Origin of the sequence: Vibrio ponticus, from assembly GCF_009938225.1 — a bacterium.
In the GTDB taxonomy this organism is placed as follows: Bacteria; Pseudomonadota; Gammaproteobacteria; order Enterobacterales; family Vibrionaceae; genus Vibrio; species Vibrio ponticus.
In genome coordinates, this window is the sequence record NZ_AP019657.1 from 2,863,837 (window position 1) to 2,888,849 (window position 25,013).

Here is a 25,013-nt window from a genome sequence, read left to right on the forward strand (position 1 = left end):
TCTACCTCGCTATTATTCCTTGCGCGATAAGATTACTAGATGACGCTCACCTTCCAATTGAGGAACTTGCAAAGGTTTGATATCGGTCACACAACACCACTCTGGCAGTTCAGCAATCTCATCCTGTGATAATTGCCCCTTGAGCGCCAAAAAGCGTCCAGAGTGATCTTTTGGTAGGTGATGACACCACTCCACCATATCGACCATAGAGGCAAAAGCTCGGCTTAGTACACCATCAAACTTATCTTCAAGTTGATACTCTTCGACTCGACTTTGAATCGGGGTCACGTTTTCAATTTTAAGCTCGTGAACCACTTGCTTGATAAAGCGAATGCGTTTACCCAAGCTATCCAATAAGTGGAATTCTTTGTCTGGATTCATGATCGCCAAAGGAATACCAGGTAAACCAGGACCCGTACCAACATCGATAAAGCGCTCACCTTCAAGGTGAGTGCTAACGATGATGCTATCGAGGATGTGTTTCACCAACATTTCAATCGGATCGCGCACTGAAGTTAGGTTGTAAGCTTTGTTCCACTTGTTGAGCAGTTCAACATAACCCACCAACTGCTCACGTTGACGTTCAGAAACGTCTAAATCAGTTTGTGCAATCAGCTCATCAAGCTTTTGACGTAAAACAGACATTAGGCTTCCTCACCCTTTTTCAGTAGACCTTGTTTTTTCAGGTGAACCAGCAGGATTGAGATCGCCGCAGGTGTAATACCAGAAATACGTGATGCAATACCAATTGATTCCGGTTTCGCTTCCGATAGTTTGAGCACCACTTCGTTAGACAAACCGCTTACTTGTTTGTAATCAAGATCCGCAGGCAGTTTGGTGTTTTCATGACGCAGTGACTTCTCAATCTCATCTTGTTGACGCTTGATGTAGCCTTCGTACTTAACCTGAATTTCAACTTGCTCAGCAGCTTGTTGATCCTCTAGAGCAGGCTGGAATGCAGCTAATTGGGTTAGCTGTGCGTAAGTGATCTCTGGACGACGGAGAAGATCTTCACCGCTTGCTTCACGTGCCATTGGCGCTTTCAGTAATGCGTTAAGCTCATCAATACCCGCCGATTTTGGATTCATCCAAGTCTCTTTTAGGCGTTGACGCTCTTTTTCCATGTTGTCGATTTTCTCATTGAAACGCGCCCAACGAACATCATCAATCAAACCAAGCTCACGTGCTTTTTCGGTCAAACGTAGATCGGCATTGTCTTCACGTAGCAATAAACGGTATTCCGCACGAGAGGTAAACATGCGGTATGGCTCTTTAGTACCCATGGTTGATAGGTCGTCGATAAGTACACCCACATACGCTTGGTCACGACGAGGGCTCCAGCCTTCTTTGTCTTGGCTGTACAAACTTGCGTTTAGACCCGCCATTAGACCCTGTGCTGCCGCTTCTTCGTAACCAGTAGTACCGTTAATTTGACCAGCAAAGAACAAACCAGCAATAAATTTGTTTTCGTAAGTTTGCTTCAAATCGCGAGGATCGAAGAAATCGTACTCAATCGCGTAACCTGGACGCACGATGTGTGCGTTCTCAAAACCTTTCATTGAACGAACGATTTGCACCTGCACGTCAAATGGCAAGCTGGTGGAAATACCATTCGGGTAAAGCTCTGTGGTGGTGAGACCTTCTGGCTCGATAAAAATTTGGTGGCTGTTTTTATCAGCAAAACGCATCACCTTATCTTCGATCGATGGGCAGTAACGTGGACCAATACCTTCAATCACGCCAGCATACATTGGGCTACGATCAAGGTTGTTGCGGATCACATCGTGAGTACGCTCATTGGTATGAGTAATAAAACACGGGATCTGACGCGGATGTTGGTTACGATTGCCCATAAACGAGAACACCGGTGTTGGATTATCACCGTGTTGTGCTTCAAGTACTGAAAAATCAACACTATTGGCATCGATACGTGGTGGCGTACCTGTTTTTAAACGATCCACACGCAGTGGCAGTTCACGTAGACGATTTGCTAATGCGATCGATGGAGGATCGCCTGCACGGCCACCTGACGAACTTTCCATACCAATGTGAATCTTACCACCAAGGAAGGTACCAACGGTCAATACAACCGCTTTAGCGCGGAATTTGAGCCCCATTTGGGTAACCACACCCACAGCACGATCGTTTTCAACAATCAGATCATCCACTGCTTGTTGGAAAAGAGTTAGGTTTGGTGTGTTCTCTAACACATCGCGCACAAAGGCTTTGTACAACGCACGGTCTGCTTGTGCACGTGTAGCACGTACCGCAGGACCTTTAGAAGCATTCAATGTGCGAAATTGAATACCAGCATGATCAATGGCTTGCGCCATTAAGCCACCCATAGCATCCACTTCTTTCACTAGATGCCCTTTGCCGATGCCACCGATTGCTGGGTTACATGACATTTGACCTAGTGTGTCAATGTTATGAGTCAATAAGAGGGTTTTTTGCCCTGTACGCGCTGATGCGAGTGCGGCTTCCGTTCCTGCGTGACCGCCACCAACCACAATGACGTCAAAGTTTTCGTGATAAAGCATGAACTGACCTCTGGTATTCAAGAAAAGTCGGAGAGATAAAAAAGAGCGATATTCTACCTGCTTTCTAGTAGAGAGAAAAACGCTTTTGTACTTTTTAGTTTAGAGGGGCAAACTAAATATATATAAGATCTATATATATGATCTTTTATTAGATCTACTATTAGGATCGACGATCTCTGTGGATAACTTAAAAATGATCAACAAGATCATGGATCTTATTCGGATCATATCATGTGATCTTACCTTGATCAGATCGAGGATTACCTGGGATCAAAATCGCTACTTATGCACAGGGGTAAGTTTGGATCAAAGTTGTTCTTTGGATAACTATAGGTTAATCACCGGATAAACCAAGACTTATACACAGACTGATTGGTTGTTTTTTGTTCGAACGAGCTCGGTTTTTTTCTATTACTCTATCCACAAGGCAAAAAAATAGGCCAGCAAAGCTGACCTAGTCGAATAGTGGTACCCAGATTTTAGTGTGATTTAAGCAAAAATAGACTTAAAAACGTTCAATATGATCTTGTAACCATACTTCTGCGGCATCTTCTGGAACGGATTGCGCCAATATATCGATGGTTAATAGGTCACAAATCGGGGTTCCACCGATGTCTTCTAGTAGGTCGTAGGCATGCTTACCAGCCGCACAGAAGGTATCGTAGCTTGAATCACCAATCGCGATAACGGCATATTTCACCTCGGTCATCTTTGGTGGTGTATCTTGTAGCGTCTGGATAAACGGTTTGATGTTATCTGGATATTCACCCGCACCATGGGTTGAAGTGATGATCAACCAAGTACCTTGGTTGTCGATCTCTGTTAGATTTGGTTGGTTGTGGATCGTGGTTTCTAAGCCTTTTTCAATCAGCAGATCACTTAGGTGATCACCGACGTATTCCGCACCACCTAAGGTACTGCCTGTAATGATATGAATCATGTTGTTTTGATCCCTCACTGATTCTATTGCTTGGATTTTTTAAATCGATACAAAAACGCGCACCAATGGTGCGCGTTTAATGATTATTTGCCGATACAGAAAGAAGAGAAGATACGGCCGAGTAGGTCATCAGAGCTAAATTCACCGGTAATCTCGTTGAGGTGCTGCTGAGCAATGCGTAGCTCTTCTGCCAAGATTTCTCCTGCCATGTAGCCCTCAAGTTGCTGCTGACCGATATCCAGATGCTCAGAGGCACGCTCTAGAGCTTCTAGATGGCGTCTACGCGCCATGAAGCCACCTTCATGACCACCAGCAAAGCCCATGCACTCTTTCAAGTGGCTACGCAGTGCGTCAACGCCTGCGCCAGTTTTCGCTGACAGGCGGATCAGGGTTGGTGAATTGACATGGCAGATCCCCAACTCTTCGCCTGTTTGATCGGCTTTATTGCGGATCACTGTCATGCCGATGCTATCTGGCAGGCGATCGACGAAATCTGGCCAAATATCTTTTGGATCAGTGGCATCTGTCGTGGTGCCATCGACCATAAAGAGTACGCGGTCAGCTTGAGCGATTTCATCCCAAGCGCGTTCAATACCAATTTTTTCTACTTCGTCAGAAGCATCGCGCAGACCTGCGGTATCGATAATGTGTAGCGGCATGCCATCAATATGGATATGTTCACGCAGTACATCACGAGTGGTGCCCGCAATATCAGTAACAATCGCCGACTCTTTACCGGATAACGCATTCAGTAGGCTTGATTTACCCGCATTTGGACGACCGGCAATCACCACTTTCATCCCTTCACGCATAATCGCGCCTTGGTTGGCTTCTTTACGCACGGCATTGAGGTTGTCGATAATCGCTTGTAGATCGGCAGAGACTTTACCATCGGCAAGAAAATCGATTTCTTCTTCTGGGAAATCAATCGCGGCTTCCACGTAGATACGCAGATGAATTAACGATTCGACCAAGGTATTGATGCGTTGTGAGAATGCACCTTGTAGTGACTGTAGTGCTGATTTTGCCGCTTCTTCTGAGCTGGCATCAATTAAGTCAGCAATGGCTTCTGCCTGAGCTAAATCGAGCTTGTCGTTTAAGAAGGCACGCTCTGAGAACTCACCTGGGCGTGCAGTGCGAATGCCGTCAATTTTTAGAATACGCTTGATCAGCATATCCATCACAACCGGACCGCCATGACCTTGTAGCTCAAGTACATCTTCACCGGTGAATGAGTGCGGGTTAGGGAAGTAAAGGGCGATGCCTTGGTCTAGCTGATTACCTGCTTCGTCACTAAATGGTAGGTATTCTGCGTAACGTGGACGAAGAGTCTTACCTGTCACTTCCAGCGCAACTTTTTCTGCTAGCGGACCTGAGACGCGGATAATACCGACACCGCCACGACCGGGTGCAGTAGCTTGGGCGACAATGGTATCTGTAGTCATAAAGAGTGTGCCTATGATTGAGTGGCTCTATTGAGCTAAATAATGCGATTAGCTGAATTGTAATCAGCTCCAATAAAAAAGGCGACCTTTTGGTCGCCTTTGTTTTCGAATCAAACTTACTTAGTGTGTAAGCCTTTCTTCTCCAGAGACTTGTAGATAAGTGTCTGCTGGATCAGAGTTACGATGTTCGATACCAACCAGTACAGTACTAGACCTGATGGGAAGAACAGGAAGAAGAAAGTAAACATAACCGGCATAAAGGTCATGATCTTCTGCTGCATTGGGTCAGTAACGGTTGTTGGGCTCATCTTCTGAATCATGAACATCGACGCACCCATCAGGATAGGCAAGATGTAGTATGGGTCTTGCGCTGATAGGTCGTGAATCCAACCAAAGAATGGTGAATGACGAAGCTCAACTGATTCCATTAGTGCCCAGTATAGCGCGATGAAAATAGGCATCTGTAGGATAAGAGGTAAACAGCCACCCAGTGGGTTTACTTTCTCTTTCTTGTACAGTTCCATCATCTCTTGGCTCATGCGTTGACGGTCATCACCGATACGCTCACGCATTGCTTGCAGCTTAGGCTGAAGCATACGCATTTTCGCCATAGAGGTGTATTGCGCTTTCGTTAGTGGGTACATTGCACCACGAACGATGAAGGTCAAACAGATGATCGCTACACCCCAGTTACCCACAAAGCTTTGGATAAATGAAAGTAGAGTGTGAAGTGGTTTTGCAATAAACCATAACCAACCGTAATCCACTACTAGGTCTAGGTGTGGTGCTACTTCAGCCATTTGGTCTTGAAGTTTTGGACCTACCCATAGTGTTGCGGTCATTTCTGCCGTTTCACCATTCGCGATAGTTTTGTTTGGCATACGAACACCGATGTCCGCTAGGTTGCCAATAACGCGAGTGTATAGGTTTGTACCTGGTTCATCACGTGGAATCCACGCGCTTGCGAAGTAGTGTTGGATCATCGCTGCCCAACCTTGACCGTCAGTCAGGTTGATAGACAGGTTGCGATCTTGCATATCTTCGAAGCTGTATTTTTTGTACTTAGTATCTTCAGTCGAGTAAGCACCACCACGGTAAGTCGGCATTGTGATGCTGCCGCCGTCATCCATTACGTTTTGACGTAGGTGAGCGTACATACCAACGGTTGCGTTGTTACCAGAGTTGTTAACTACATCGTATTCAACGTCAACCGCGTAGCTGCCACGTTTTAGGATGAAAGTTTTGGTGTACTCGATACCGTTTGCTGAGAATGTCATTGGAACGCGCAGTTCGTCTTGACCTTCCGCTAGCGTGAAACTGTCAGCGCTCACTGTGTAGTGAGGACGGTTTGTGCTGCTTAAATCGATACCTTGAGGGCCCACTAGACCACTTTGAGCAATAAACTGGTGACCCGGTTCATTTTTTAGTAACTCAAACAGTTCTGGTGAATCCAGTTCAGCAGTGTATTGGTTTAGGTCAGCTTGAACAACGTCACCACCAACCGTATCAATAGACAGAGTTAATACATCCGTTGTTACAGTAATCGCTTTCGCTGTTGCCTGTTGAGCAGGCGCAGGGTCTAGCTCATCGGCAAAAGATGGTGCAGGTAGGGAGCTGCTTGATTGTGCCTGTTCAATCGCTTGAGGAGCTGGATTCTTAGCTACATTCCATTGCTGGTAAAGTAGGAAGGAGACCAAAGCCAAGGCGATTAACAGGATATTACGTTGAGAATCCATCGTTATTTATCTCTGTCGTGTTTTTGAACTGGTGGAACGGGGTCAAAGCCCCCTTCATTTAGAGGGTGGCATTTTAATAGACGTTTGCCAGATAACCAACACCCTTTTACAAAACCGTGAGCTTTCAGTGCTTCTACGGCATAAGTTGAGCATGTTGGTTGAAAACGACAACGTGGTCCGATAAGCGGACTAATGAGACCTTGATAAAGTCGGACTACACCGATTGCTAGCCACGTGATGGGCGAGACAGTCGTTGCCATAGCTTATCAAACAATTTGAACATTTCGTCATTGCTTAAATCTTGCGCAGATTTCTTGGCAATTACAACAAAATCTTTGTTTGGAAGTTGATGTTGATGATTACGGAAACTTTCGCGAGATAAACGCTTAAAGCGGTTGCGACCGACAGCAGTTTTGATTTGCTTCTTAGGAACAGCTAAACCTAGTCGAGGATGAGATAGGTTATTGTTGCGTGCAATGATGGTGAAATGAGGTGAGCCCGCTCGATGAGCTTGCTTGAAGACATTTTGATAATGCTCGGGAGTTAACAAGCGTAACTCCCGATTGAACGCGTACGTATTCAAAATAAATTAATTATTATTTTGATAGGCGCGCACGGCCTTTAGCACGACGTGCATTAATTACTTTACGACCGTTCTTAGTTGCCATGCGAGCACGGAAGCCGTGAGTACGCTTGCGCTTTAGAACTGTAGGTTGAAAAGTGCGTTTCATGATAATTACCTTACTGATCAGTAGTTTTAGGTTCTTTCGTTAACCCGGCGTGGGCACAAAGTCTTCTTATATATAAAGAGGACAACCGACGCCTCTCAACAAAGAGGCGGAATTGTAATCACACTCACAAATTGTGTCAACGACTCATGTGTATGAAATTCCGCGTCGGGCGATTATACGTAGTGTGAGCAAAATCTCAAGGATCAAGCGATCCTTATGTTGGATCTTTATTCAACTCCTACCTGATTAAGGAACTTTTTCAGTCTCGGATCTTGCGGATTGTCGAAAATTTCCGCAGGCGATCCTTGTTCGACGATGTTTCCCTCTGCCATGAAGATCACGCGATCGGCGACTTCTTTAGCAAATTGCATTTCATGAGTCACCACCAGCATGGTCTGATGCTGAGTGGCAAGGTGCTTCATGAGATTCAACACTTCGCCGACCCATTCCGGATCTAACGCTGACGTTGGCTCATCAAATAACAATAATTCTGGTTGCAACGCCATCGCTCGGCCAATACCGACACGCTGTTGTTGTCCACCAGACAGCGCGGCAGGGTAACTGTCGCCTTTATCACCCAATCCAATATCATCAAGGATTTGCTGAGCGCGGGCGAGGGCATCGGCTTTTTTCCAGTGACGCACCGTGATTAAACCCTCGGCGATGTTTTGCCTCGCGGTCATATGAGCAAATAGCGCGTAGTTTTGAAATACAAAGCCGGTTTTGCGGCGCAACGCCAACACTTCCGCTTTGGTGTGTTTTTGGCTATCGACGCTGACATCATCAATGGTTATCGTGCCTTGGTCGGCTTGCTCGAGAAAATTCACGCAACGTAATAGCGTCGATTTACCAGTACCACTAGAGCCGATAATCACAATGATCTCACCTTGTTTGATGTCAAGATCAATGCCTTTAAGTACTTCGCTATCACCAAATTGTTTGTGGATATTGGTTAATTTGATCATCGTACGTACGCCTTATTCAATTTATGCTCGGCCCAAATTTGCACACGAGTCAAAATTACCACCACACCCCAGTAAATGAGTGCAACGGCTAAGAAAGCTTCAAAGAAGCGGAAACTCGAAGAGGCTTCCATTTGGGCTTTTGCCATGATTTCCGCCACGCCAAGAGTAAATGCCAGTGACGTCGATTTAATCATGTCGATGAAATAGTTCATCAATGATGGCAATGCTACGCGGGTTGCTTGTGGCAGAATAATGCGGCGCATGGCTTGGGGAGTGGTCATGCCCACAGACAAACTGGCTTCCATTTGACTGCGATCAATACCAATAATTGCAGCGCGAATGCTCTCGGCCATATAGGCGGCAAAGTGCAAGGTTAACCCGATAACCGCCGCACTGAAGGCATCGATGCCGACCATGATCGGAAAAATTTGTGGCAGACCGTAATAGAGTAAAAACAGTTGCACCAGCAGTGGAGTGCCGCGAAAGAAGCTGATGTATAGCTGACTAAGTTGATCCAACACAGGCAGACGAAAAACACGAATATTGGCAAGAATGACCGCTAAGATCAGCGAAAATACCAATCCCCACGATGCCATCTCCATAGTGGTGCCAAGATACTTGAGTAGGATCGGCATCAGCTCAAGCATGTAATTAAAATCGAATCCCATAAACCTTACCTAAAAGAGAAAAGAAAAGGTGGAGTTACTCCACCTTTATTGTGTTGGATGATAATTAGAGCTTAGTGAGTAATATCAGCACCGAACCATTTTTCTGAGATGGTTTTGAGCGTACCGTCGGCGCGCATCTCACCCAGGGCTTGGTTGACTTCAGTTTGCAGCTGTTGACCGCGAGCATTGTCTAAGAAAGGCCAAGCATTCTGAATGGTTTCAAATGGTTCGCCAGCGAGTTGCAGCGGTAGACCGGTTTTTTTGATTAACTCCAGCGCTGAGAGACGATCCATCACAAACGCATCCGCACGACCTAAAGCGACATCGTGCTCAATGCCGGTATCGTAAGTTTTGATGTTGATTTGATTATCTTTATCGTATTGGCGCAGCAGCTGCTCGAAGTTAGAACCTAAGTTCACCGCCACTGTTTTACCCGCGAGATCCGTAACGTCTTGGATCTCATCGTTGCCTTTGCGCACGGTGATTTGAGCGCCATCAACGACATATGGGTCGGCAAATAGGTATTTCGCTTTACGTGCGTCAGTCATGGTGATCTGGTTTGAAATGGTATCGATACGCCCAGTTTCTAATAATCCAAATAGACCAGAGAAGTTGGCAGTCACATACTCCACTTGGTAGCCATTACGTTTACCAATTTCATCCCACAGATCGACTTCAAACCCTTGCAGTTTATCCTTTTCTACAAACGTGAATGGGAAGTAACGACCAGACATCCCCACTTTTACTTCATCAATGACAGTTTCCGCTGAAACCTGCAGTGCCGCTGTTGAGAGGGCGATGGTAGCAATTGTTGTTTTTATCCAGTTTTTCATATTACATCCTCATAAATTTATGGTTACAAATACTACATATGAGAATCTGGTTAGATAAATAACTAAGAGCGATAAACTAGAAACCTTAGTAATAAGATTGTTATTTACAGATGAAGATTTTTCGAGATTTATTCAATTCACTTGTGGATAAGCTTTGAAAAAATAACTTCATGCACAGAGTTATCACCAATGCGTGGATCTGGGGAAAAACGGGCAAATGTGGATCAATTTGTGGGTAATACAGGGATTGAGTGTGATGATCCATCGAATAATTGCGAGAAAATTGTGAATAACTTAGATCTTATTCACTGGATCGTCGATCATTTGCTGGCGATCTTGGTTATCAACAGGTAAAATCTGTTCTCTTTTCCGATCAATTATCTCGAGTGGGGTTTCCGTGTCATCTTCGCTTTGGTTGCAATGCCTGCAACAGCTTCAAGAAGAGCTGCCAGCTACAGAATTCAGTATGTGGGTACGTCCGTTACAAGCGGAGCTTAATGACAATACACTCACTTTGTTTGCCCCAAACCGATTTGTATTGGATTGGGTGCGTGATAAGTATCTAAATAGCATTAATCGACTGCTGCAAGAATACTGCGGTAACGATATTCCGAACCTGCGCTTTGAGGTGGGTAGTCGTCCGGTGGCGGCACCAACACCTGCGCCTAAGCGTACGCCTGCGGATGTGGCAGCAGAATCTTCAGCGCCTGCACAGCTGCAAGCACGCAAACCGGTACACAAAACTTGGGATGATGACGCGCAAGCTGTCGCGAACATCAACCACCGCTCAAACGTTAACCCAAAACACAAGTTCAATAACTTTGTTGAAGGTAAGTCGAATCAACTTGGTTTGGCGGCGGCACGTCAAGTCGCGGATAACCCAGGCGCAGCCTACAACCCGCTGTTCCTTTATGGCGGTACGGGTCTTGGTAAGACTCACTTGCTGCATGCGGTGGGTAATGCGATCGTCGATAACAAGCCAAATGCGAAAGTGGTGTACATGCACTCTGAGCGTTTCGTGCAAGACATGGTGAAAGCGCTGCAAAATAACGCAATTGAAGAATTTAAACGCTACTATCGTAGTGTGGATGCGTTGCTTATCGATGATATTCAGTTCTTTGCTAATAAAGAGCGTTCTCAAGAAGAATTTTTCCATACTTTCAACGCATTGCTTGAGGGTAATCAACAGATCATTTTGACTTCGGATCGCTATCCAAAAGAGATCAGCGGTGTTGAAGATCGTTTGAAGTCGCGTTTTGGCTGGGGTTTGACGGTTGCGATCGAGCCGCCTGAGCTGGAAACGCGCGTCGCTATCTTGATGAAAAAAGCCGAAGATCACCAAATTCATTTGGCGGATGAAGTGGCTTTCTTTATTGCCAAGCGTCTACGTTCTAACGTTCGTGAACTCGAAGGTGCGCTAAACCGCGTGATCGCCAATGCGAACTTTACTGGTCGTCCAATCACGATTGATTTTGTTCGTGAAGCACTGCGTGACTTACTGGCATTGCAAGAAAAGCTGGTGACGATTGATAACATTCAAAAGACCGTAGCGGAATACTACAAAATTAAAGTGGCTGATCTATTGTCGAAACGCCGCTCGCGTTCGGTTGCTCGTCCTCGTCAATTGGCTATGGCTCTGGCCAAAGAGCTGACCAACCACAGTTTGCCTGAAATTGGTGATGCATTTGGTGGTCGTGACCATACGACAGTATTGCATGCGTGTCGTAAGATTGAGCAGCTGCGCGAAGAGAGTCACGATATTAAAGAAGATTACTCGAACTTGATTCGTACCCTTTCTTCTTAATTCGCTGTATTCTTATCAGTTGCTAGTATTGGCTATAGAGCTAAACGCCATCAAGAATTCAAACAAGAGCGCATTATGAAATTTTCCATCGAACGCAGTCATCTACTGAAACCACTTCAACAAGTGTCGGGTGCTTTGGGCGGCCGACCAACGTTACCAATTTTAGGTAACTTATTGATTAAGGTTGAAGAAAATACCTTATCAATGACCGCAACGGATTTGGAAGTTGAGCTGATCAGCCGCGTGACCCTTGAAGGGGATTTCGAAGCGGGTAGCATCACGGTGCCATCACGTAAGTTTCTTGATATCTGCCGTGGTCTGCCAGACGATTCAGTGATCACCTTCGTACTTGAAGGCGATCGCGTGCAAGTTCGCTCAGGTCGTAGCCGTTTTTCACTGGCAACCCTACCTGCGAACGATTTCCCAAATATTGAAGATTGGCAAAGTGAAGTTGAAGTGTCACTGACCCAAGCAGAATTGCGTGGTCTGATTGAGAAAACGCAATTCTCAATGGCGAACCAAGACGTACGTTACTACCTCAATGGTATGCTATTTGAGATTGACGGTACGACGTTGCGCAGCGTGGCAACCGATGGTCACCGTATGGCGGTGTCACTGGTGTCACTCGGTGCTGATTTTGCGACTAAGCAAATCATCGTTCCACGTAAAGGCGTGCAAGAGCTGGTTAAGCTGTTGGATGCGCCAGAGCAGCCGGTTGTGCTACAAATTGGTAGCTCGAACGTGCGTGCTGAAGTGAACAACTTTGTTTTCACCTCTAAATTGGTCGATGGTCGTTTCCCTGACTACCGCCGTGTTATGCCACAAAGCACTACCAAAACGTTGGAAGCGAACTGTGATGAACTGCGCCAAGCATTCTCGCGCGCGGCAATCTTATCTAACGAGAAATTCCGTGGTGTGCGTGTTAACCTAGCAGAAAATGAGATGCGTATTACCGCCAACAACCCTGAGCAAGAAGAAGCGGAAGAGATGTTGGATGTTAACTTTGAAGGTGATGCGATCGAAATTGGCTTCAACGTAAGTTATGTTCTAGATGTTTTGAATACGTTACGCTGTGAAAAAGTGCGTATTTCCATGTCAGATGCCAATGCCAGTGCGTTGATTGAAAACGCCGATGACGACAGCGCTCTGTATGTGGTGATGCCGATTCGACTCTAGCATGCCGCTATCTCGCCTTATTATTAAGCAATTTCGCAATATTGAAGCCTGTGATATCCAACTATCAGCAGGCTTTAACTTTCTTATTGGTCCTAACGGTAGCGGGAAGACCAGCGTCCTCGAAGCGATCTATTTGCTCGGACATGGGCGTTCATTTAAAAGCAGTTTAACTGGACGCGTGATCCAAAATGAATGTGACGAGTTGTTTGTTCACGGTCGTTTTTTGAACTCGGATCAATTTGAGCTACCGATTGGGATTAATAAGCAGCGTGACGGTACAACAGAGGTTAAAATAGGCGGTCAATCTGGGCAAAAGTTAGCGCAACTGGCTCAAGTTCTGCCGCTGCAACTTATCCACCCGGAAGGGTTTGATTTGTTGACCGATGGACCTAAACATCGCCGTGCTTTTATCGATTGGGGTGTGTTTCACTCAGAATCGGCTTTTTATGATGCATGGGGAAGGTTTCGTCGGCTGAGTAAGCAACGTAACGCGTTATTGAAAACGGCTCGTAGCTATCGTGAACTAAGCTACTGGGACCAAGAAATGGCACGCTTGGCTGAGAACATTAGCCAATGGCGTGCACGCTATGTTGAGCAGATGTGCGTCAAAGCAGAGCAGATCTGCGGAGCATTTTTGCCAGAATTTGATATCCAATTGAAGTATTATCGTGGGTGGGATAAGGACACACCTTATCAACAAATCCTCGAAAAGAACTTCGAGCGCGATCAGGCATTAGGTTATACCTTTAGCGGGCCTAATAAAGCCGATTTGCGCATAAAAGTGAATGGTACACCGGTCGAAGATGTGCTTTCACGTGGTCAGTTAAAACTGATGGTGTGTGCTCTGCGCGTGGCGCAAGGGCAACTCCTTACCGAAATGACCGGAAAGCAATGCATTTACTTAATTGATGACTTTGCATCGGAATTAGATAGTCAACGTCGCAAGCGTCTTGCTGATTGCTTGAAAGAGACGGGGGCTCAAGTTTTTGTAAGCTCTATTACTGAGGGTCAAATTGCCGATATGTACGACGATAAAGGCAAGATGTTCCATGTGGAACATGGCACAATAGAGCAACTATAAATAGCGGAAGATAACTCATGTCTGAAAATTACGATTCATCGAGTATTAAGGTACTGAAGGGTCTGGACGCAGTTCGTAAGCGCCCAGGTATGTACATCGGCGACACGGACGACGGCACCGGTCTTCACCACATGGTCTTTGAGGTGGTGGATAACTCAATTGATGAAGCGTTGGCAGGTCACTGTAAAGACATCATTGTGACAATCCATGAGGATAACTCTGTTTCTGTTAGTGATGATGGCCGTGGTATCCCAACTGAGATGCACCCGGAAGAGAAAGTGTCGGCAGCCGAAGTTATCATGACGGTACTGCACGCGGGTGGTAAGTTCGATGACAACTCGTACAAAGTATCGGGCGGTCTGCACGGTGTAGGTGTATCGGTAGTAAACGCTCTGTCTGAAAAAGTGGAACTGACAATCCATCGTGGTGGTCATATCCATACCCAAACTTACCACCATGGTGAGCCTCAAGCGCCACTAGCGGTCGTGGGTGATACTGACAAAACCGGTACCATGATCCGTTTCTGGCCAAGTGACCAGACGTTCACTAACGTAGAATTCCACTACGACATCCTAGCGAAACGTCTGCGTGAGCTATCATTCCTAAACTCAGGTGTTTCTATCAAGCTTGCTGACGAGCGCGAAGAAGACAAACACGATCACTTCATGTACGAAGGTGGTATTCAAGCGTTTGTTAATCACCTAAACACCAACAAAACTCCAATCCATGAGAAAGTATTCCACTTCAACTCTGAGCGTGAAGATGGCATCTCGGTCGAAGTGGCAATGCAATGGAATGATGGTTTCCAAGAGAACATCTACTGTTTCACTAACAACATTCCGCAACGCGATGGTGGTACGCACTTAGCTGGTTTCCGTGCAGCGCTAACGCGTACACTGAACACTTTCATGGATAAAGAAGGCTTCTCGAAAAAAGCGAAGACTGCGACATCGGGTGATGATGCGCGTGAAGGTCTAACCGCGGTTGTTTCGGTTAAGGTGCCAGATCCAAAATTCTCAAGCCAAACCAAAGACAAGCTAGTTTCATCTGAAGTGAAATCAGCGGTTGAGTCAACCATGGGTGAGAAACTGTCGGAATTCCTAGCGGAGCACCCGTCAGAAGCTAAGATGGTTTGTTCGAAGATCATTGATGCAGCTCGTGCGCGTGAAGCGGCACGTAAAGCGCGTGAAATGACGCGTCGTAAAGGTGCGCTTGATCTAGCGGGTCTACCAGGCAAACTTGCTGACTGTCAGGAAAAAGATCCTGCACTGTCTGAACTATACATAGTGGAGGGTGACTCTGCGGGTGGTTCAGCAAAACAAGGTCGTAACCGTAAGAACCAAGCTATCCTGCCACTCAAAGGTAAGATCCTAAACGTTGAGAAAGCACGTTTTGATAAAATGCTTTCTTCTCAAGAGGTTGCAACGCTAATTACTGCACTTGGTTGTGGTATCGGTCGTGACGAATACAACCCAGATAAACTGCGTTACCACAACATCATCATCATGACCGATGCTGACGTCGACGGTTCGCACATTCGTACGCTACTGTTGACCTTCTTCTACCGTCAAATGCCAGAGCTGATTGAGCGCGGCTATGTGTACATTGCTCAGCCACCACTATACAAAGTGAAGAAAGGCAAACAAGAGCAGTACATCAAAGATGAAGATGCAATGAACCAGTACCAAGTTGCTTTGGCTCTGGACAACGCAGCACTACACGTTAATGCAGAAGCTCCAGCACTTGCAGGTGAAGCGCTAGAGAAGCTAGTACAACAGTACAACGCAACGATTAAGCTGGTGGATCGCATGAGCCGCCGCTACCCACGTGCACTTGTGCATGAGCTAATCTATGTACCGCGTATCACAGCTGAGCAATGCCAAGACGCAGCAGCTGTGGAAGCGTGGACGAAACAATTGGTTGAGCAACTAAACGCGAAAGAAGTCGGCGCAAGCCACTACAGCTTTGAAGTTGAGCAACATGCTGAGCTAGGTATTAATCTGCCTAAGATCATCGTACGTACCCACGGTGTGACTTACGAGTATGCACTAAGTGCTGATCTGCTTAACTCGAAAGAGTACGGCAAACTAGCGACATTATCAGAAGCACTAGATGGTCTGATTGAAGAGGGCGCTTACATCAAACGTGGTGAGCGTACTCAGCCAGTGGCAAGCTTTGTCGATGCACTCGAGTGGCTAATCAAAGAATCACGTCGTGGTCTAAGCCTACAGCGCTACAAAGGTCTTGGTGAGATGAACCCAGATCAGCTTTGGGAAACTACGATGGACCCAGAAACTCGCCGCATGATGCAAGTAACGATTGAAGATGCCGTAGGAGCAGACCAATTGTTTACCACGCTGATGGGTGACCAAGTTGAGCCGCGTCGTAACTTCATCGAAGAGAACGCGCTGAAAGTAGCAAACTTGGATGTGTAGACGCTAATTTGTCGTCTAAATTTAAAAACGCAGACAGTAATGTCTGCGTTTTTTATTGGGCGATCGTTATGATAAAGAATTGAGATGCGGGAACGCTTCGCTTCGAGAGTGTGATATCGATAGAAGAGGGGGATCTAAAAAATATTTTTAGCCGATCCCTTGAAAGCCGATCTTTTGACCTTATATCTATTTATGAAGAGGGATGGCTAACTTGCTCAACAAGAGAAGTACAGCGCCTCTGGAATCGCTAAATGAGATCGCTCAGGAGAGGATACTCAAATTAGCACACAACTTGACCCTAGATTCGACATTATGTCCCCGAACCTAAAGAGTAGGTCAGAGGAATGAATCATCGAATCCCTTAGCTCGGCGCTTTCTTGCATAAATGCGCCATGTGGATGACTCTCATCCGGGCTAAGACTATTGCTTAATAAGAGGATAGGATTATGCGTAATGTAGATTTCTCACCACTATACCGTAATGCAATTGGCTTCGACCGTCTGTTCAACCTGATGGAAGCAAGCTCTGCGAAAAACACTTCTGGCGGTTACCCTCCATACAACATCGAGCAAAAAGACGAGCACAACTACCGTATTACTATGGCGGTGGCAGGTTTTGCTGAAGAACAGCTAGATCTGACTCAAAACGAAAACATGCTGATTGTTAAAGGTGAGCGTAAAGCGGAAGAAGGTAAAAACTACGTTTACCAAGGCATTGCTGAGCGCGATTTTGAGCGTAAATTCCAATTGGCGGATTACGTAAAAGTTGTTGGTGCTTCAATGGAAAACGGTCTACTTCATATCGATTTAGTTCGTGAAATTCCAGAAGCGATGCAACCACGTAAGATTGCTATCGGTGGCAATAGCCTGATTGAAAATAACTAATCTGTTAGTTATACCTCAGCTAACCACGCGTATATAGAACGCGGTTATAGAATGAGAAAGAGCGCCAGATGGCGCTCTTTTTAGTTTTGGATTTTTATAACCGAGATTCTAAACAGAATAGCCACTTAGTTGGCGAAGCTACTTACCTTCACGATAAGCTTTTGCCACTTCTTCTGCGATAATCGCGATGCCTTTTTGCATCATCTCATCGTCTTGCACGTAGTTCATACGCAAGCACTGGTGAGCGTGGTCCCAGTCGTCTTCTTGACCAATAAAGAAGTATTCCCCCGGAACAATCAGTACTGCGCGTGCTTTAAGACGCTTATACAGCTCCATAGTGGTAATCGGCAGTTCATCAAACCACAACCATAAGAAGATCGCCCCTTCCGGCTTATGAATTTTAAAGCGTGTATCCGTGATGGCTTGTTGTAGAAGTTCAACCGCACGCAGCGCTTTTTGGCGATAGAAGGGTTTAATCACCCCAGTGCTGAGTTTTAGCAGGTCACCATTTTCAATCATATGGTTAGCGTAAGCGGGACCAACACTGCTTGGGGCTAGGCTGATAATGCCATTCATATTGGTCATCGCTTCGGTGATCGCTTCGCTAGCAATCACAATCCCACAACGCACACCCGGTAAACCGAGTTTCGATAGGCTCATACACAAAATGGTGTTGTCATTCCAAAACGGTTCGACATCTTCAAAGATGATGTTCGGGAACGGTAAGCCATAAGCGTTATCGATGATCAGGGGAATGTTATGCTGGCGTGCCAGTTTATCCAGCTTATGGATCTCTTCATCCGTCAGTACATTGCCAGTTGGGTTGGTTGGGCGTGATGCACAGATTGCGGCGATAGAATCATCGATGGTTAGCTGCTCAAAGTCGACATGGTATTTAAATAGACCATCATCAAGTAGCTCTATCTCAGGATGATAAGAGACAAAGATATCTTCATCGATACCCGCATCACCGTAGCCGATGTATTCCGGCGCCAGTGGTAGCAGGATTTTCTTGTGTGACCCGTCTGGTTGTTTGCCTGCTAACAAGTTAAACAGATAGAAGAAGCCGCTTTGGCTGCCATTCGTTAGGCTAATGTTCTTCTCGCTGATATCCCAGCCATAAGTCTGTTTAAGTAGGTTAGCCAGTGCTTTAACAAAGCTGTCTTTGCCCTGAGGACCATCATAGTTGGCGAGGGCGGCGACCAGTTCGCCATTGGCGAGCATTTTCTCACTGGCTTGATGAAAGTAATCGAGCATAGCAGGAATGGCGGCTGGGTTACCCCCTCCGAGCATGATGGCGCCAGGTGTGCGCAGACCATCATTCAAATCGTCCATTAATTGCGTGATACCGGAATACTGATTAAATTTTTCACCAAATTTTGAGAATTGCATGCTTTGTTAGACCTAGTACATTGTGTTTGCTTTCATGTGTATGGCGTCAGTACATTGCTGACGAATCGAGTAATCCTTGAACATACCGCAATGGCTTTGAGACGCAAAGCACAAATTTGCGCAAGATAAGATAAAAGTGCTTTTCTCTGCCTATTGATAGTCTAGTTAGAAACTATTTAATCAAACTAGGATTAATAAGCATGAAATGCGGGAGAGGAAATGAATGCGAGTTGGCTGGTGGTCGTAAGCAATAAAAAAGGGAAGCCATTGGCTTCCCTTTGCTATCTTAGTGATCGGCTCTCAATTACTTTTGTAGTAATGAGATATCTGCGATCTGTAGGAACAGGTTACGTAGGTTGTTCAGTAGCGTTAGACGGTTAGTCTTAAGCGCTTCGTCATCTGCCATAACCATTACGTTGTCGAAGAACGCATCCACAGGCTCACGAAGGTCAGCCAGCTTGCTTAGTGCTTCTTGGTAGTTACCGGTTGCAAATGCTGGTTCCAGCGCTTCAGTCATTACTTCAACGTTTTCAGCCAGTACTTTTTCCGCATCTTCTTGCAGTAGCGCAAGGTCGATTTCTGCTGCTAGCTCGCCATCGAATTTCGCTAGGATGTTACCTACACGTTTGTTTGCCGCTGCCAATGCTTCTGCCGCTTCCAGTTCACGGAAGTGAGAAACTGCTTTAACACGTTGGTCAAAGTCAGCAGGTTTAGTTGGACGACGTGCCAATACCGCTTGAATGATGTCAACGCTGAAACCTTCATCTTGGTACCATGCACGGAAACGACCAAGCATAAACTCAATCACTTCTTGCTCAACGTTGTCGTTAGTTAGGCGGTCGCCAAACAGTGACTTCGCTTTCGCTACGAGGTCTACTAGGTCTAGGTTGTAACCGTATTCAACGATGATACGTAGTACACCTAGAGATGCGCGGCGTAGTGCGAATGGGTCAGAACCTTTTGGCGCTTGACCGATACCGAAGATACCGACGATAGTGTCTAGCTTGTCCGCCATAGCAACCGCTGCTGACACACCATTTGATGGTAGGTCATCACCAGCGAAACGAGGCATGTATTGCTCGTTCAGTGCCACTGCCACTTCTTCTGCTTCACCGTCATGGCGAGCGTAGTGCATGCCCATAACACCTTGAGTATCAGTAAATTCGAATACCATTGATGTCATTAGGTCACATTTTGCTAGTAGACCTGCGCGTTTTGACTTCTCAACGTCCGCACCGATTTGCTCAGCAATGTAGCCAGCCAGTTCAGTGATGCGATCGGTTTTGTCTTTGATGGTGCCAAGCTGCTGTTGGAAAATCGCGTTTTCTAGCATTGGCAGACGATCGACTAGCTTGCTCTTGCGGTCAGTGTTGAAGAAGAACTCAGCATCAGCAAGACGTGGACGAACCACTTTCTCGTTACCTTCAATCACGTAACGAGGCTCTTTCGATTCAATGTTCGATACGAAGATGAAGTTAGGTAGTAGCTTCTTGTTTTCATCGTAAACAGGGAAGTACTTTTGGTCGCCTTTCATGGTGTAAACCAATGCTTCAGCTGGGACTTTTAGGAACTCTTCTTCGAACTTAGCGGTTAGTACCACTGGCCATTCAACCAGAGAAGTCACTTCTTCGACTAGGTCATCTTCTAGATCTGCGATACCGCCGATTGCCGCTGCCGCTTTTTGTGCGTCAGCAAGAATGATGGCTTTACGCGCTTCGTAATCTGCCATCACTTTACCGCGCTCTTCTAGGATCGCTGGGTATTGCTCTGCAGAATCGATAGTGAACTCGCGCTCACCCATAAAGCGGTGACCACGGATAACGCGATCAGAAGCTACGCCTAGGATTTCACCTTGAATAAGGTCACTACCCATTAGCATAGTGAGCGTTTTTACTGGGCGGATAAACTGAGTCGTTTTGTTGCCCCAACGCATAGGTTTTGCAATTGGCAGACCTGCTAATGCTTTTGCTGCTAGTTCAACCACGATATCCGCAGTTGGTTGGCCTTTTACTTCTTGTTTGAACAGTAGCCATTCGCCTTTGTCCGTCACCATGCGATCAGCTTGTTCAACGGTGATACCACAACCACGTGCCCAACCTTGAGCGGCTTTGGTTGCGTTACCTTCTGCATCAAATGCTGCAGATACCGCAGGACCACGTTTTTCAACGATCTTGTCTGCTTGGTTTTCTGCCAGTGCTGCCACTTTAAGCGCGAGACGACGAGGTGCTGCGTACCATTTTACGCCTTCGTGCGTTAGCTCAGCACCTTTCAGTTCAGCTTCAAAGTTTGCTGCGAATGCTTCAGCCAGAGTGCGAAGTTGCGTTGGTGGCAGTTCTTCAGTACCTAGCTCGATTAGAAATTCTTTTGCCATGTTCACTCTACCCCTTACGCTTGTTCTTTTTTACACATTGGGAAGCCTAGTGCTTCACGCGATGCGTAGTATGCTTCTGCTACTGACTTAGTCAGGTTACGGATGCGCAGGATGTAGCGTTGACGTTCAGTTACTGAGATTGCTTTGCGAGCATCCAGTAGGTTAAACGCGTGTGCTGCTTTTAGAATGCGCTCGTACGCAGGTAGCGGAAGCGGTGTTTCAAGAGCAAGTAGGTTTTGACACTCTTTCTCACACTGTTCGAAGAAGCCAAATAGGAAATCAACGTCAGCGTGTTCAAAGTTGTAAGTTGATTGCTCAACTTCGTTTTGGTGGAAGATATCGCCGTAAGTAACCTTGCTGCCATTTGGCGCAATGTTCCAAGTTAGATCGTAAACAGAGTCTACTTCTTGGATGTACATTGCTAGACGCTCGATACCGTAAGTGATTTCACCGGTAACTGGTTTACATTCAAGACCGCCAACTTGTTGGAAGTAAGTAAACTGAGTTACTTCCATACCGTTTAGCCATACTTCCCAGCCTAGACCCCATGCGCCTAGTGTTGGGTTTTCCCAGTTGTCTTCCACGAAACGAATGTCGTGTACTAGTGGGTCAATACCAAGTACTTCTAGAGAACCTAGGTACAACTCTTGGATATTGTCTGGTGATGGTTTTAGCGCTACTTGGAATTGGTAGTAGTGCTGTAGACGGTTAGGGTTTTCACCGTAACGACCATCAGTTGGACGACGAGAAGGTTGTACGTAAGCTGTAGACATTGGCTCTGGGCCAAGCGCTCGTAGACAGGTCATTGGGTGAGAGGTACCCGCACCCACTTCCATATCTAGCGGTTGAACAATGGTGCAACCATTTTGAGCCCAATAATCCTGCAGCGCGAGGATCATTCCCTGGAAGGTTTTGATATCGTATTTTTGCATAAGTCGGTTCGCGCGATTCTCTAATTACTCGCATGGCATCTTTGGCGAGGTTTGCTACCTCAGCTCTGACGTTTGGGAGTAATGACGGTTGAATAAAATAACGATCAAGTATACCCAGATATTGTGCGTGGGAGTAGAGCTAATCTTGCTTATTTCATAGCCAGAACCGCTAAGTTTGCCCATTTCTTGGCATATTTAGCTATCAATGCGAGAAATTGAACCTTTAAGGTGATTTTTGCTTACAAAAGCGGGCTTGAGATGCCGAGATAATATGATTAAAATCGCGCCGTCTTTGGGGAGTAGCTTACTTAATTCACCGCTTGGTGGATGAGTTTGTTCGTCAACATAATTGGTGCAAAATCACCATGGCGTCCAAGACTTGCCACTCTTGGCAAGTTTAGCAAGACCTTAGACAAATCATCATGAACCGGGGTGGGGCGTGAGGTTTGTCTATGGTTATAAAAACTATAATCCCCGCCTCGCAATGAGCATGTTGTGAGTGTATTAGCACTATCTTTAACGACGGTTGCGATCGCTGAGATCGGCGACAAAACCCAGTTATTGTCGCTGGTTCTCGCCAGTCGTTATCGTAAACCGATTCCAATCATACTCGCGATCTTATTCGCGACCTTGGCAAATCATGCCTTAGCCGCTTGGCTTGGTGTGGTGGTTGCCGACTACCTTTCACCAGACATTCTACGTTGGGTCGTGACCATTAGTTTTTTATTGATGGCTGGCTGGGTTTTGATTCCAGATAAACTCGACGAAGAACAAACTCGCTGTGGAAAAAGTGCCTTTGTCACCAGTTTTGTGGCGTTCTTTATTGCTGAAATTGGCGATAAAACTCAAATTGCCACCTCGATTTTAGGTGCGCAGTACGCCGATGCATTGCTGATGGTGATTATCGGTACCACGTTAGGCATGATGGTTGCCAATGTGCCTGTGGTTTTGATGGGTAAGATGTCAGCGGATAAATTGCCGTTGGCGCTTATTCGTAAGATTTCAGCTTTGTTGTTCTTAGGGTTAGCGATCGCGGCTGCGTTCTTTTAGCGCACGCTGGCTTGGTGATGCGAGTTGAGCGAAATTTTTAATCGACTCGCATTTCTAGTTTCTTATCATTTGAGCTTAAAGACGACTTGCTTGTGGTAATTTTCCAACATTCTGTTGGTTTATTTTCGACTCATATCGAGGTTGTTGTGGTGAGGCGTGGCAAAGCTACGTTGCTGCAATATCAAACTTACATTGGTTGTTAACAATAGAGTAACTAACTGTTTTTCGTTGTCTTTTAGTGAAGTTGCTGCCGGATAGTTAACTGGTTATTTTGTGTTCGTGTCTATAGTTAAGGTAACGTCATGAAAACAACCCTACTTTCTGCAGTGATCGCTTCTGCATTGACTCTGTCTGCTCATACCGCAGTCGCAGCTGATGTGGATAATATGTCGCAAGTCACCATTATTCCTAACCATAATGCGTCTTTGATCCGCAACTTCAACCCTTATGCAGTCTCACGTTTGCACACCGCTCGTGACTTTATTTTTGAGCCTTTGGTTATCTTTAATGAACTGAAAGGCAATACGCCTAATTTCCGTTTGGCGACCAACTATGAGATGAGTAACGATCTACTCAGCATCACTTTTGACCTGCGTGAAGGGGTGAAATGGTCCGATGGCGAGACTTTCGATGCCGATGATGTGATTTTTACCTTTAACTTGGTTGAGAAGCACCCAAATATTGATGATCGCGGTATTAACAGTAAGTTGAAGTCGGTAGAGAAGTTAGGTCAGTACAAAGTTCGCTTCCACCTTAATGAGGTGAATACCAACATCAGTTACGAAATTGTCCAAGTGCCGATTGTACCTGAGCACCAATGGAAAACCGTCGAAGACCCAGCGGCATTTATGAACCCAAATCCTGTCGGTACTGGTCCATTTACCGAGCTGCCGCAGTTCACCTCAACGTTGTTCCTGCAATGTCGCAACCCGAATTACTGGGATAATGCTGAGTTAGACGTCGATTGTCTGCGTATCCCGCAAATGAACCACAACGACCAAGTATTAGGTGAGCTAATTAACTCGCGTATCGATTGGGCTGGCTCCTTTGTACCGGACATCGATGCGACCTTCCTCGGTGCGTCAAAAGATCACGGCTACTGGTTCCCGCCAGCAGGGACGCAAGCATTTGTGTTTAACTACGCATCGAAAGACAAAGTAAAACATGAAGTTCTGACCGATGTCGATTTCCGCCGCGCTTTCTCAATGGCACTGGATCGCCAAACGCTGATCGATATTGCTAACTATGGCAACGCGGTATTGAACGACTTTGCATCAGGTTTGGGTTACGCATTTGAAACTTGGTCAGACAAAGAAGTGCATGAGAAGTACAAACCATTTATGACCTACTCGCCAGACAATGCGAAAGCCTTGTTAGCTAAAGCAGGCTATAAAGACACCAATGGTGATGGTTTTGTCGAGTCCCCATCGGGGCAACCGTTTGAGTTAGCAATCCAATCACCGCAAGGTTGGACGGACTTTAACAATACGGTCATGCTTGCGGTTGAGCAGCTTGCAGAAGTGGGCATCAATGCCAAAGCGCGCACGCCGGATTTCTCGATCTACAACAACGGTATGATCAGTGCGGATTACGATATTGCTTACACCAACTACTTCCATGGTCCAACACCACATAAATATTGGGACAGTGGTTATCACTCTCGCCTCCAAGCTTCTGAAGGTATGCCGCGTTTTGCGATGCACCATTGGAAGAATGCTGAGCTAGATAAGTTATTGGATAGTTTCTATAAAACAGCCGATAACCAAGAACAGTTGAAGATAGCGCATAAGATTCAGAAGATCATCGCTGAGAACCAAGTCACGGTGCCGGTGTTGTCTGGTCCTAACTTCTACCAATACAACACCAAGCGCTTTACGGGCTGGTGGACCAAAGACAATCCAAAGGGTCGTCCAATGATTTGGGAAGGTACGCCTGAGCGTCTACTACACGTGCTGGATCTTAAGCCTCGCAGCTAAATTTGCCTAATGCGTTAAAGGCTCTAATCTTGTGATTAGAGCCTTTTTTATTAT

General features: G+C 46.0%; 21 protein-coding genes. 7 read left to right on the forward strand and 14 right to left on the reverse strand.

The window, feature by feature from the left end:
- Window positions 1-12: 12 nt before the first annotated feature.
- From rsmG to GZN30_RS12985, 11 genes are all read right to left on the reverse strand, one after another.
- Window positions 13-645: a 16S rRNA (guanine(527)-N(7))-methyltransferase RsmG gene (rsmG, locus tag GZN30_RS12935; protein WP_075648149.1), complete on the reverse strand. Its 633-nt coding sequence runs from the start codon at window positions 643-645 to the stop codon at window positions 13-15.
- A complete protein-coding gene (gene mnmG, locus GZN30_RS12940; RefSeq protein WP_075648150.1) occupies window positions 645-2,540 on the reverse strand; it encodes a tRNA uridine-5-carboxymethylaminomethyl(34) synthesis enzyme MnmG in 1,896 nt (631 codons plus the stop codon). Before mnmG ends, rsmG begins: the two co-directional genes overlap by 1 nt.
- A 505-nt stretch (window positions 2,541-3,045) precedes the next feature.
- Complete coding sequence (gene mioC / locus GZN30_RS12945) at window positions 3,046-3,480, reverse strand: FMN-binding protein MioC (protein WP_075648151.1); 435 nt, start codon at window positions 3,478-3,480, stop codon at window positions 3,046-3,048.
- Between the two features lie 83 nt (window positions 3,481-3,563).
- Window positions 3,564-4,925 carry a tRNA uridine-5-carboxymethylaminomethyl(34) synthesis GTPase MnmE gene (gene mnmE, locus GZN30_RS12950; protein WP_075648152.1) on the reverse strand — a complete coding sequence of 454 codons (1,362 nt, stop codon included), beginning with the start codon at window positions 4,923-4,925 and terminating at the stop codon, window positions 3,564-3,566.
- A gap of 116 nt (window positions 4,926-5,041) precedes the next feature.
- The gene (gene yidC, locus GZN30_RS12955) at window positions 5,042-6,661 is read right to left on the reverse strand and encodes a membrane protein insertase YidC (RefSeq protein ID WP_075648153.1); all 1,620 of its coding nucleotides are present in this window, start codon (window positions 6,659-6,661) and stop codon (window positions 5,042-5,044) included.
- 2 nt (window positions 6,662-6,663) lie between these two features.
- Window positions 6,664-6,921: a membrane protein insertion efficiency factor YidD gene (gene yidD, locus GZN30_RS12960; protein ID WP_075648154.1), complete on the reverse strand. Its 258-nt coding sequence runs from the start codon at window positions 6,919-6,921 to the stop codon at window positions 6,664-6,666.
- On the reverse strand, window positions 6,888-7,211 hold the full coding sequence (rnpA, locus tag GZN30_RS12965) for a ribonuclease P protein component (RefSeq protein ID WP_232060479.1): 324 nt from the start codon (window positions 7,209-7,211) through the stop codon (window positions 6,888-6,890). Before rnpA ends, yidD begins: the two co-directional genes overlap by 34 nt.
- 46 nt (window positions 7,212-7,257) lie before the next feature.
- A complete protein-coding gene (gene rpmH / locus GZN30_RS12970; protein ID WP_005378825.1) occupies window positions 7,258-7,392 on the reverse strand; it encodes a 50S ribosomal protein L34 in 135 nt (44 codons plus the stop codon).
- Window positions 7,393-7,619: 227 nt separating this feature from the next.
- Window positions 7,620-8,357, reverse strand: coding sequence for an amino acid ABC transporter ATP-binding protein (locus GZN30_RS12975; RefSeq protein ID WP_075648156.1), 738 nt, complete (start codon window positions 8,355-8,357; stop codon window positions 7,620-7,622).
- The gene (locus GZN30_RS12980) at window positions 8,354-9,025 is read right to left on the reverse strand and encodes an amino acid ABC transporter permease (RefSeq protein ID WP_075648157.1); all 672 of its coding nucleotides are present in this window, start codon (window positions 9,023-9,025) and stop codon (window positions 8,354-8,356) included. The genes GZN30_RS12975 and GZN30_RS12980 overlap by 4 nt, the downstream gene beginning before the upstream one ends.
- A gap of 71 nt (window positions 9,026-9,096) precedes the next feature.
- Entirely contained in the window at window positions 9,097-9,858 is a 762-nt protein-coding gene (locus tag GZN30_RS12985; protein WP_075648158.1) for an amino acid ABC transporter substrate-binding protein, read from the reverse strand.
- Between the two features lie 397 nt (window positions 9,859-10,255).
- Here GZN30_RS12985 and dnaA point away from each other — a divergent pair, with 397 nt between their 5' ends.
- The 5 genes from dnaA (at window position 10,256) to GZN30_RS13010 (ending at window position 17,238) form a co-directional block, all read left to right on the forward strand.
- Window positions 10,256-11,662: a chromosomal replication initiator protein DnaA gene (gene dnaA, locus GZN30_RS12990; protein ID WP_075648159.1), complete on the forward strand. Its 1,407-nt coding sequence runs from the start codon at window positions 10,256-10,258 to the stop codon at window positions 11,660-11,662.
- A 75-nt stretch (window positions 11,663-11,737) separates the two neighbouring features.
- Entirely contained in the window at window positions 11,738-12,838 is a 1,101-nt protein-coding gene (gene dnaN, locus GZN30_RS12995) for a DNA polymerase III subunit beta (protein WP_075648160.1), read from the forward strand.
- A 1-nt stretch (window position 12,839) separates the two neighbouring features.
- A complete protein-coding gene (gene recF / locus GZN30_RS13000) occupies window positions 12,840-13,919 on the forward strand; it encodes a DNA replication/repair protein RecF (RefSeq protein WP_075648161.1) in 1,080 nt (359 codons plus the stop codon).
- Window positions 13,920-13,936: 17 nt separating this feature from the next.
- Complete coding sequence (gyrB, locus tag GZN30_RS13005; protein WP_075648162.1) at window positions 13,937-16,354, forward strand: DNA topoisomerase (ATP-hydrolyzing) subunit B; 2,418 nt, start codon at window positions 13,937-13,939, stop codon at window positions 16,352-16,354.
- Window positions 16,355-16,800: 446 nt separating this feature from the next.
- Window positions 16,801-17,238, forward strand: coding sequence for an Hsp20 family protein (locus tag GZN30_RS13010; RefSeq protein ID WP_075648163.1), 438 nt, complete (start codon window positions 16,801-16,803; stop codon window positions 17,236-17,238).
- A gap of 138 nt (window positions 17,239-17,376) precedes the next feature.
- On the opposite strand, the gene GZN30_RS13015 is transcribed toward GZN30_RS13010, so the two are convergent.
- The 3 genes from GZN30_RS13015 to glyQ form a co-directional block, all read right to left on the reverse strand.
- Window positions 17,377-18,630, reverse strand: coding sequence for a valine--pyruvate transaminase (locus GZN30_RS13015; RefSeq protein ID WP_075648164.1), 1,254 nt, complete (start codon window positions 18,628-18,630; stop codon window positions 17,377-17,379).
- 304 nt (window positions 18,631-18,934) lie between these two features.
- The gene (gene glyS, locus GZN30_RS13020) at window positions 18,935-21,001 is read right to left on the reverse strand and encodes a glycine--tRNA ligase subunit beta (RefSeq protein ID WP_075648165.1); all 2,067 of its coding nucleotides are present in this window, start codon (window positions 20,999-21,001) and stop codon (window positions 18,935-18,937) included.
- 14 nt (window positions 21,002-21,015) lie between these two features.
- Window positions 21,016-21,933 carry a glycine--tRNA ligase subunit alpha gene (glyQ, locus tag GZN30_RS13025; RefSeq protein ID WP_075648166.1) on the reverse strand — a complete coding sequence of 306 codons (918 nt, stop codon included), beginning with the start codon at window positions 21,931-21,933 and terminating at the stop codon, window positions 21,016-21,018.
- Between the two features lie 495 nt (window positions 21,934-22,428).
- On the opposite strand from glyQ, the gene GZN30_RS13030 reads away from it, so the two are divergent.
- A complete protein-coding gene (locus tag GZN30_RS13030; RefSeq protein ID WP_075648167.1) occupies window positions 22,429-22,983 on the forward strand; it encodes a TMEM165/GDT1 family protein in 555 nt (184 codons plus the stop codon).
- A 302-nt stretch (window positions 22,984-23,285) separates the two neighbouring features.
- Window positions 23,286-24,959: an ABC transporter substrate-binding protein gene (locus GZN30_RS13035; RefSeq protein WP_075648168.1), complete on the forward strand. Its 1,674-nt coding sequence runs from the start codon at window positions 23,286-23,288 to the stop codon at window positions 24,957-24,959.
- Window positions 24,960-25,013 lie beyond the last annotated feature (54 nt).

Bases quoted from the DNA above. Each gene is read 5' to 3' on its own strand.
- GZN30_RS13015 (WP_075648164.1), bottom strand. From the start codon at position 18,630: ATGCAATTCTCAAAATTTGGTGAAAAATTTAATCAGTATTCCGGTATC.
- recF (WP_075648161.1), top strand. From the start codon at position 12,840: ATGCCGCTATCTCGCCTTATTATTAAGCAATTTCGCAATATTGAAGCC.
- rpmH (WP_005378825.1), bottom strand. From the start codon at position 7,392: ATGAAACGCACTTTTCAACCTACAGTTCTAAAGCGCAAGCGTACTCAC.
- mnmG (WP_075648150.1), bottom strand. From the start codon at position 2,540: ATGCTTTATCACGAAAACTTTGACGTCATTGTGGTTGGTGGCGGTCAC.
- GZN30_RS13035 (WP_075648168.1), top strand. From the start codon at position 23,286: ATGAAAACAACCCTACTTTCTGCAGTGATCGCTTCTGCATTGACTCTG.
- GZN30_RS12980 (WP_075648157.1), bottom strand. From the start codon at position 9,025: ATGGGATTCGATTTTAATTACATGCTTGAGCTGATGCCGATCCTACTC.
- GZN30_RS12985 (WP_075648158.1), bottom strand. From the start codon at position 9,858: ATGAAAAACTGGATAAAAACAACAATTGCTACCATCGCCCTCTCAACA.
- yidD (WP_075648154.1), bottom strand. From the start codon at position 6,921: ATGGCAACGACTGTCTCGCCCATCACGTGGCTAGCAATCGGTGTAGTC.
- mioC (WP_075648151.1), bottom strand. From the start codon at position 3,480: ATGATTCATATCATTACAGGCAGTACCTTAGGTGGTGCGGAATACGTC.
- yidC (WP_075648153.1), bottom strand. From the start codon at position 6,661: ATGGATTCTCAACGTAATATCCTGTTAATCGCCTTGGCTTTGGTCTCC.
- gyrB (WP_075648162.1), top strand. From the start codon at position 13,937: ATGTCTGAAAATTACGATTCATCGAGTATTAAGGTACTGAAGGGTCTG.
- GZN30_RS12975 (WP_075648156.1), bottom strand. From the start codon at position 8,357: ATGATCAAATTAACCAATATCCACAAACAATTTGGTGATAGCGAAGTA.
- mnmE (WP_075648152.1), bottom strand. From the start codon at position 4,925: ATGACTACAGATACCATTGTCGCCCAAGCTACTGCACCCGGTCGTGGC.
- glyS (WP_075648165.1), bottom strand. From the start codon at position 21,001: ATGGCAAAAGAATTTCTAATCGAGCTAGGTACTGAAGAACTGCCACCA.
- dnaN (WP_075648160.1), top strand. From the start codon at position 11,738: ATGAAATTTTCCATCGAACGCAGTCATCTACTGAAACCACTTCAACAA.
- rsmG (WP_075648149.1), bottom strand. From the start codon at position 645: ATGTCTGTTTTACGTCAAAAGCTTGATGAGCTGATTGCACAAACTGAT.
- glyQ (WP_075648166.1), bottom strand. From the start codon at position 21,933: ATGCAAAAATACGATATCAAAACCTTCCAGGGAATGATCCTCGCGCTG.
- GZN30_RS13010 (WP_075648163.1), top strand. From the start codon at position 16,801: ATGCGTAATGTAGATTTCTCACCACTATACCGTAATGCAATTGGCTTC.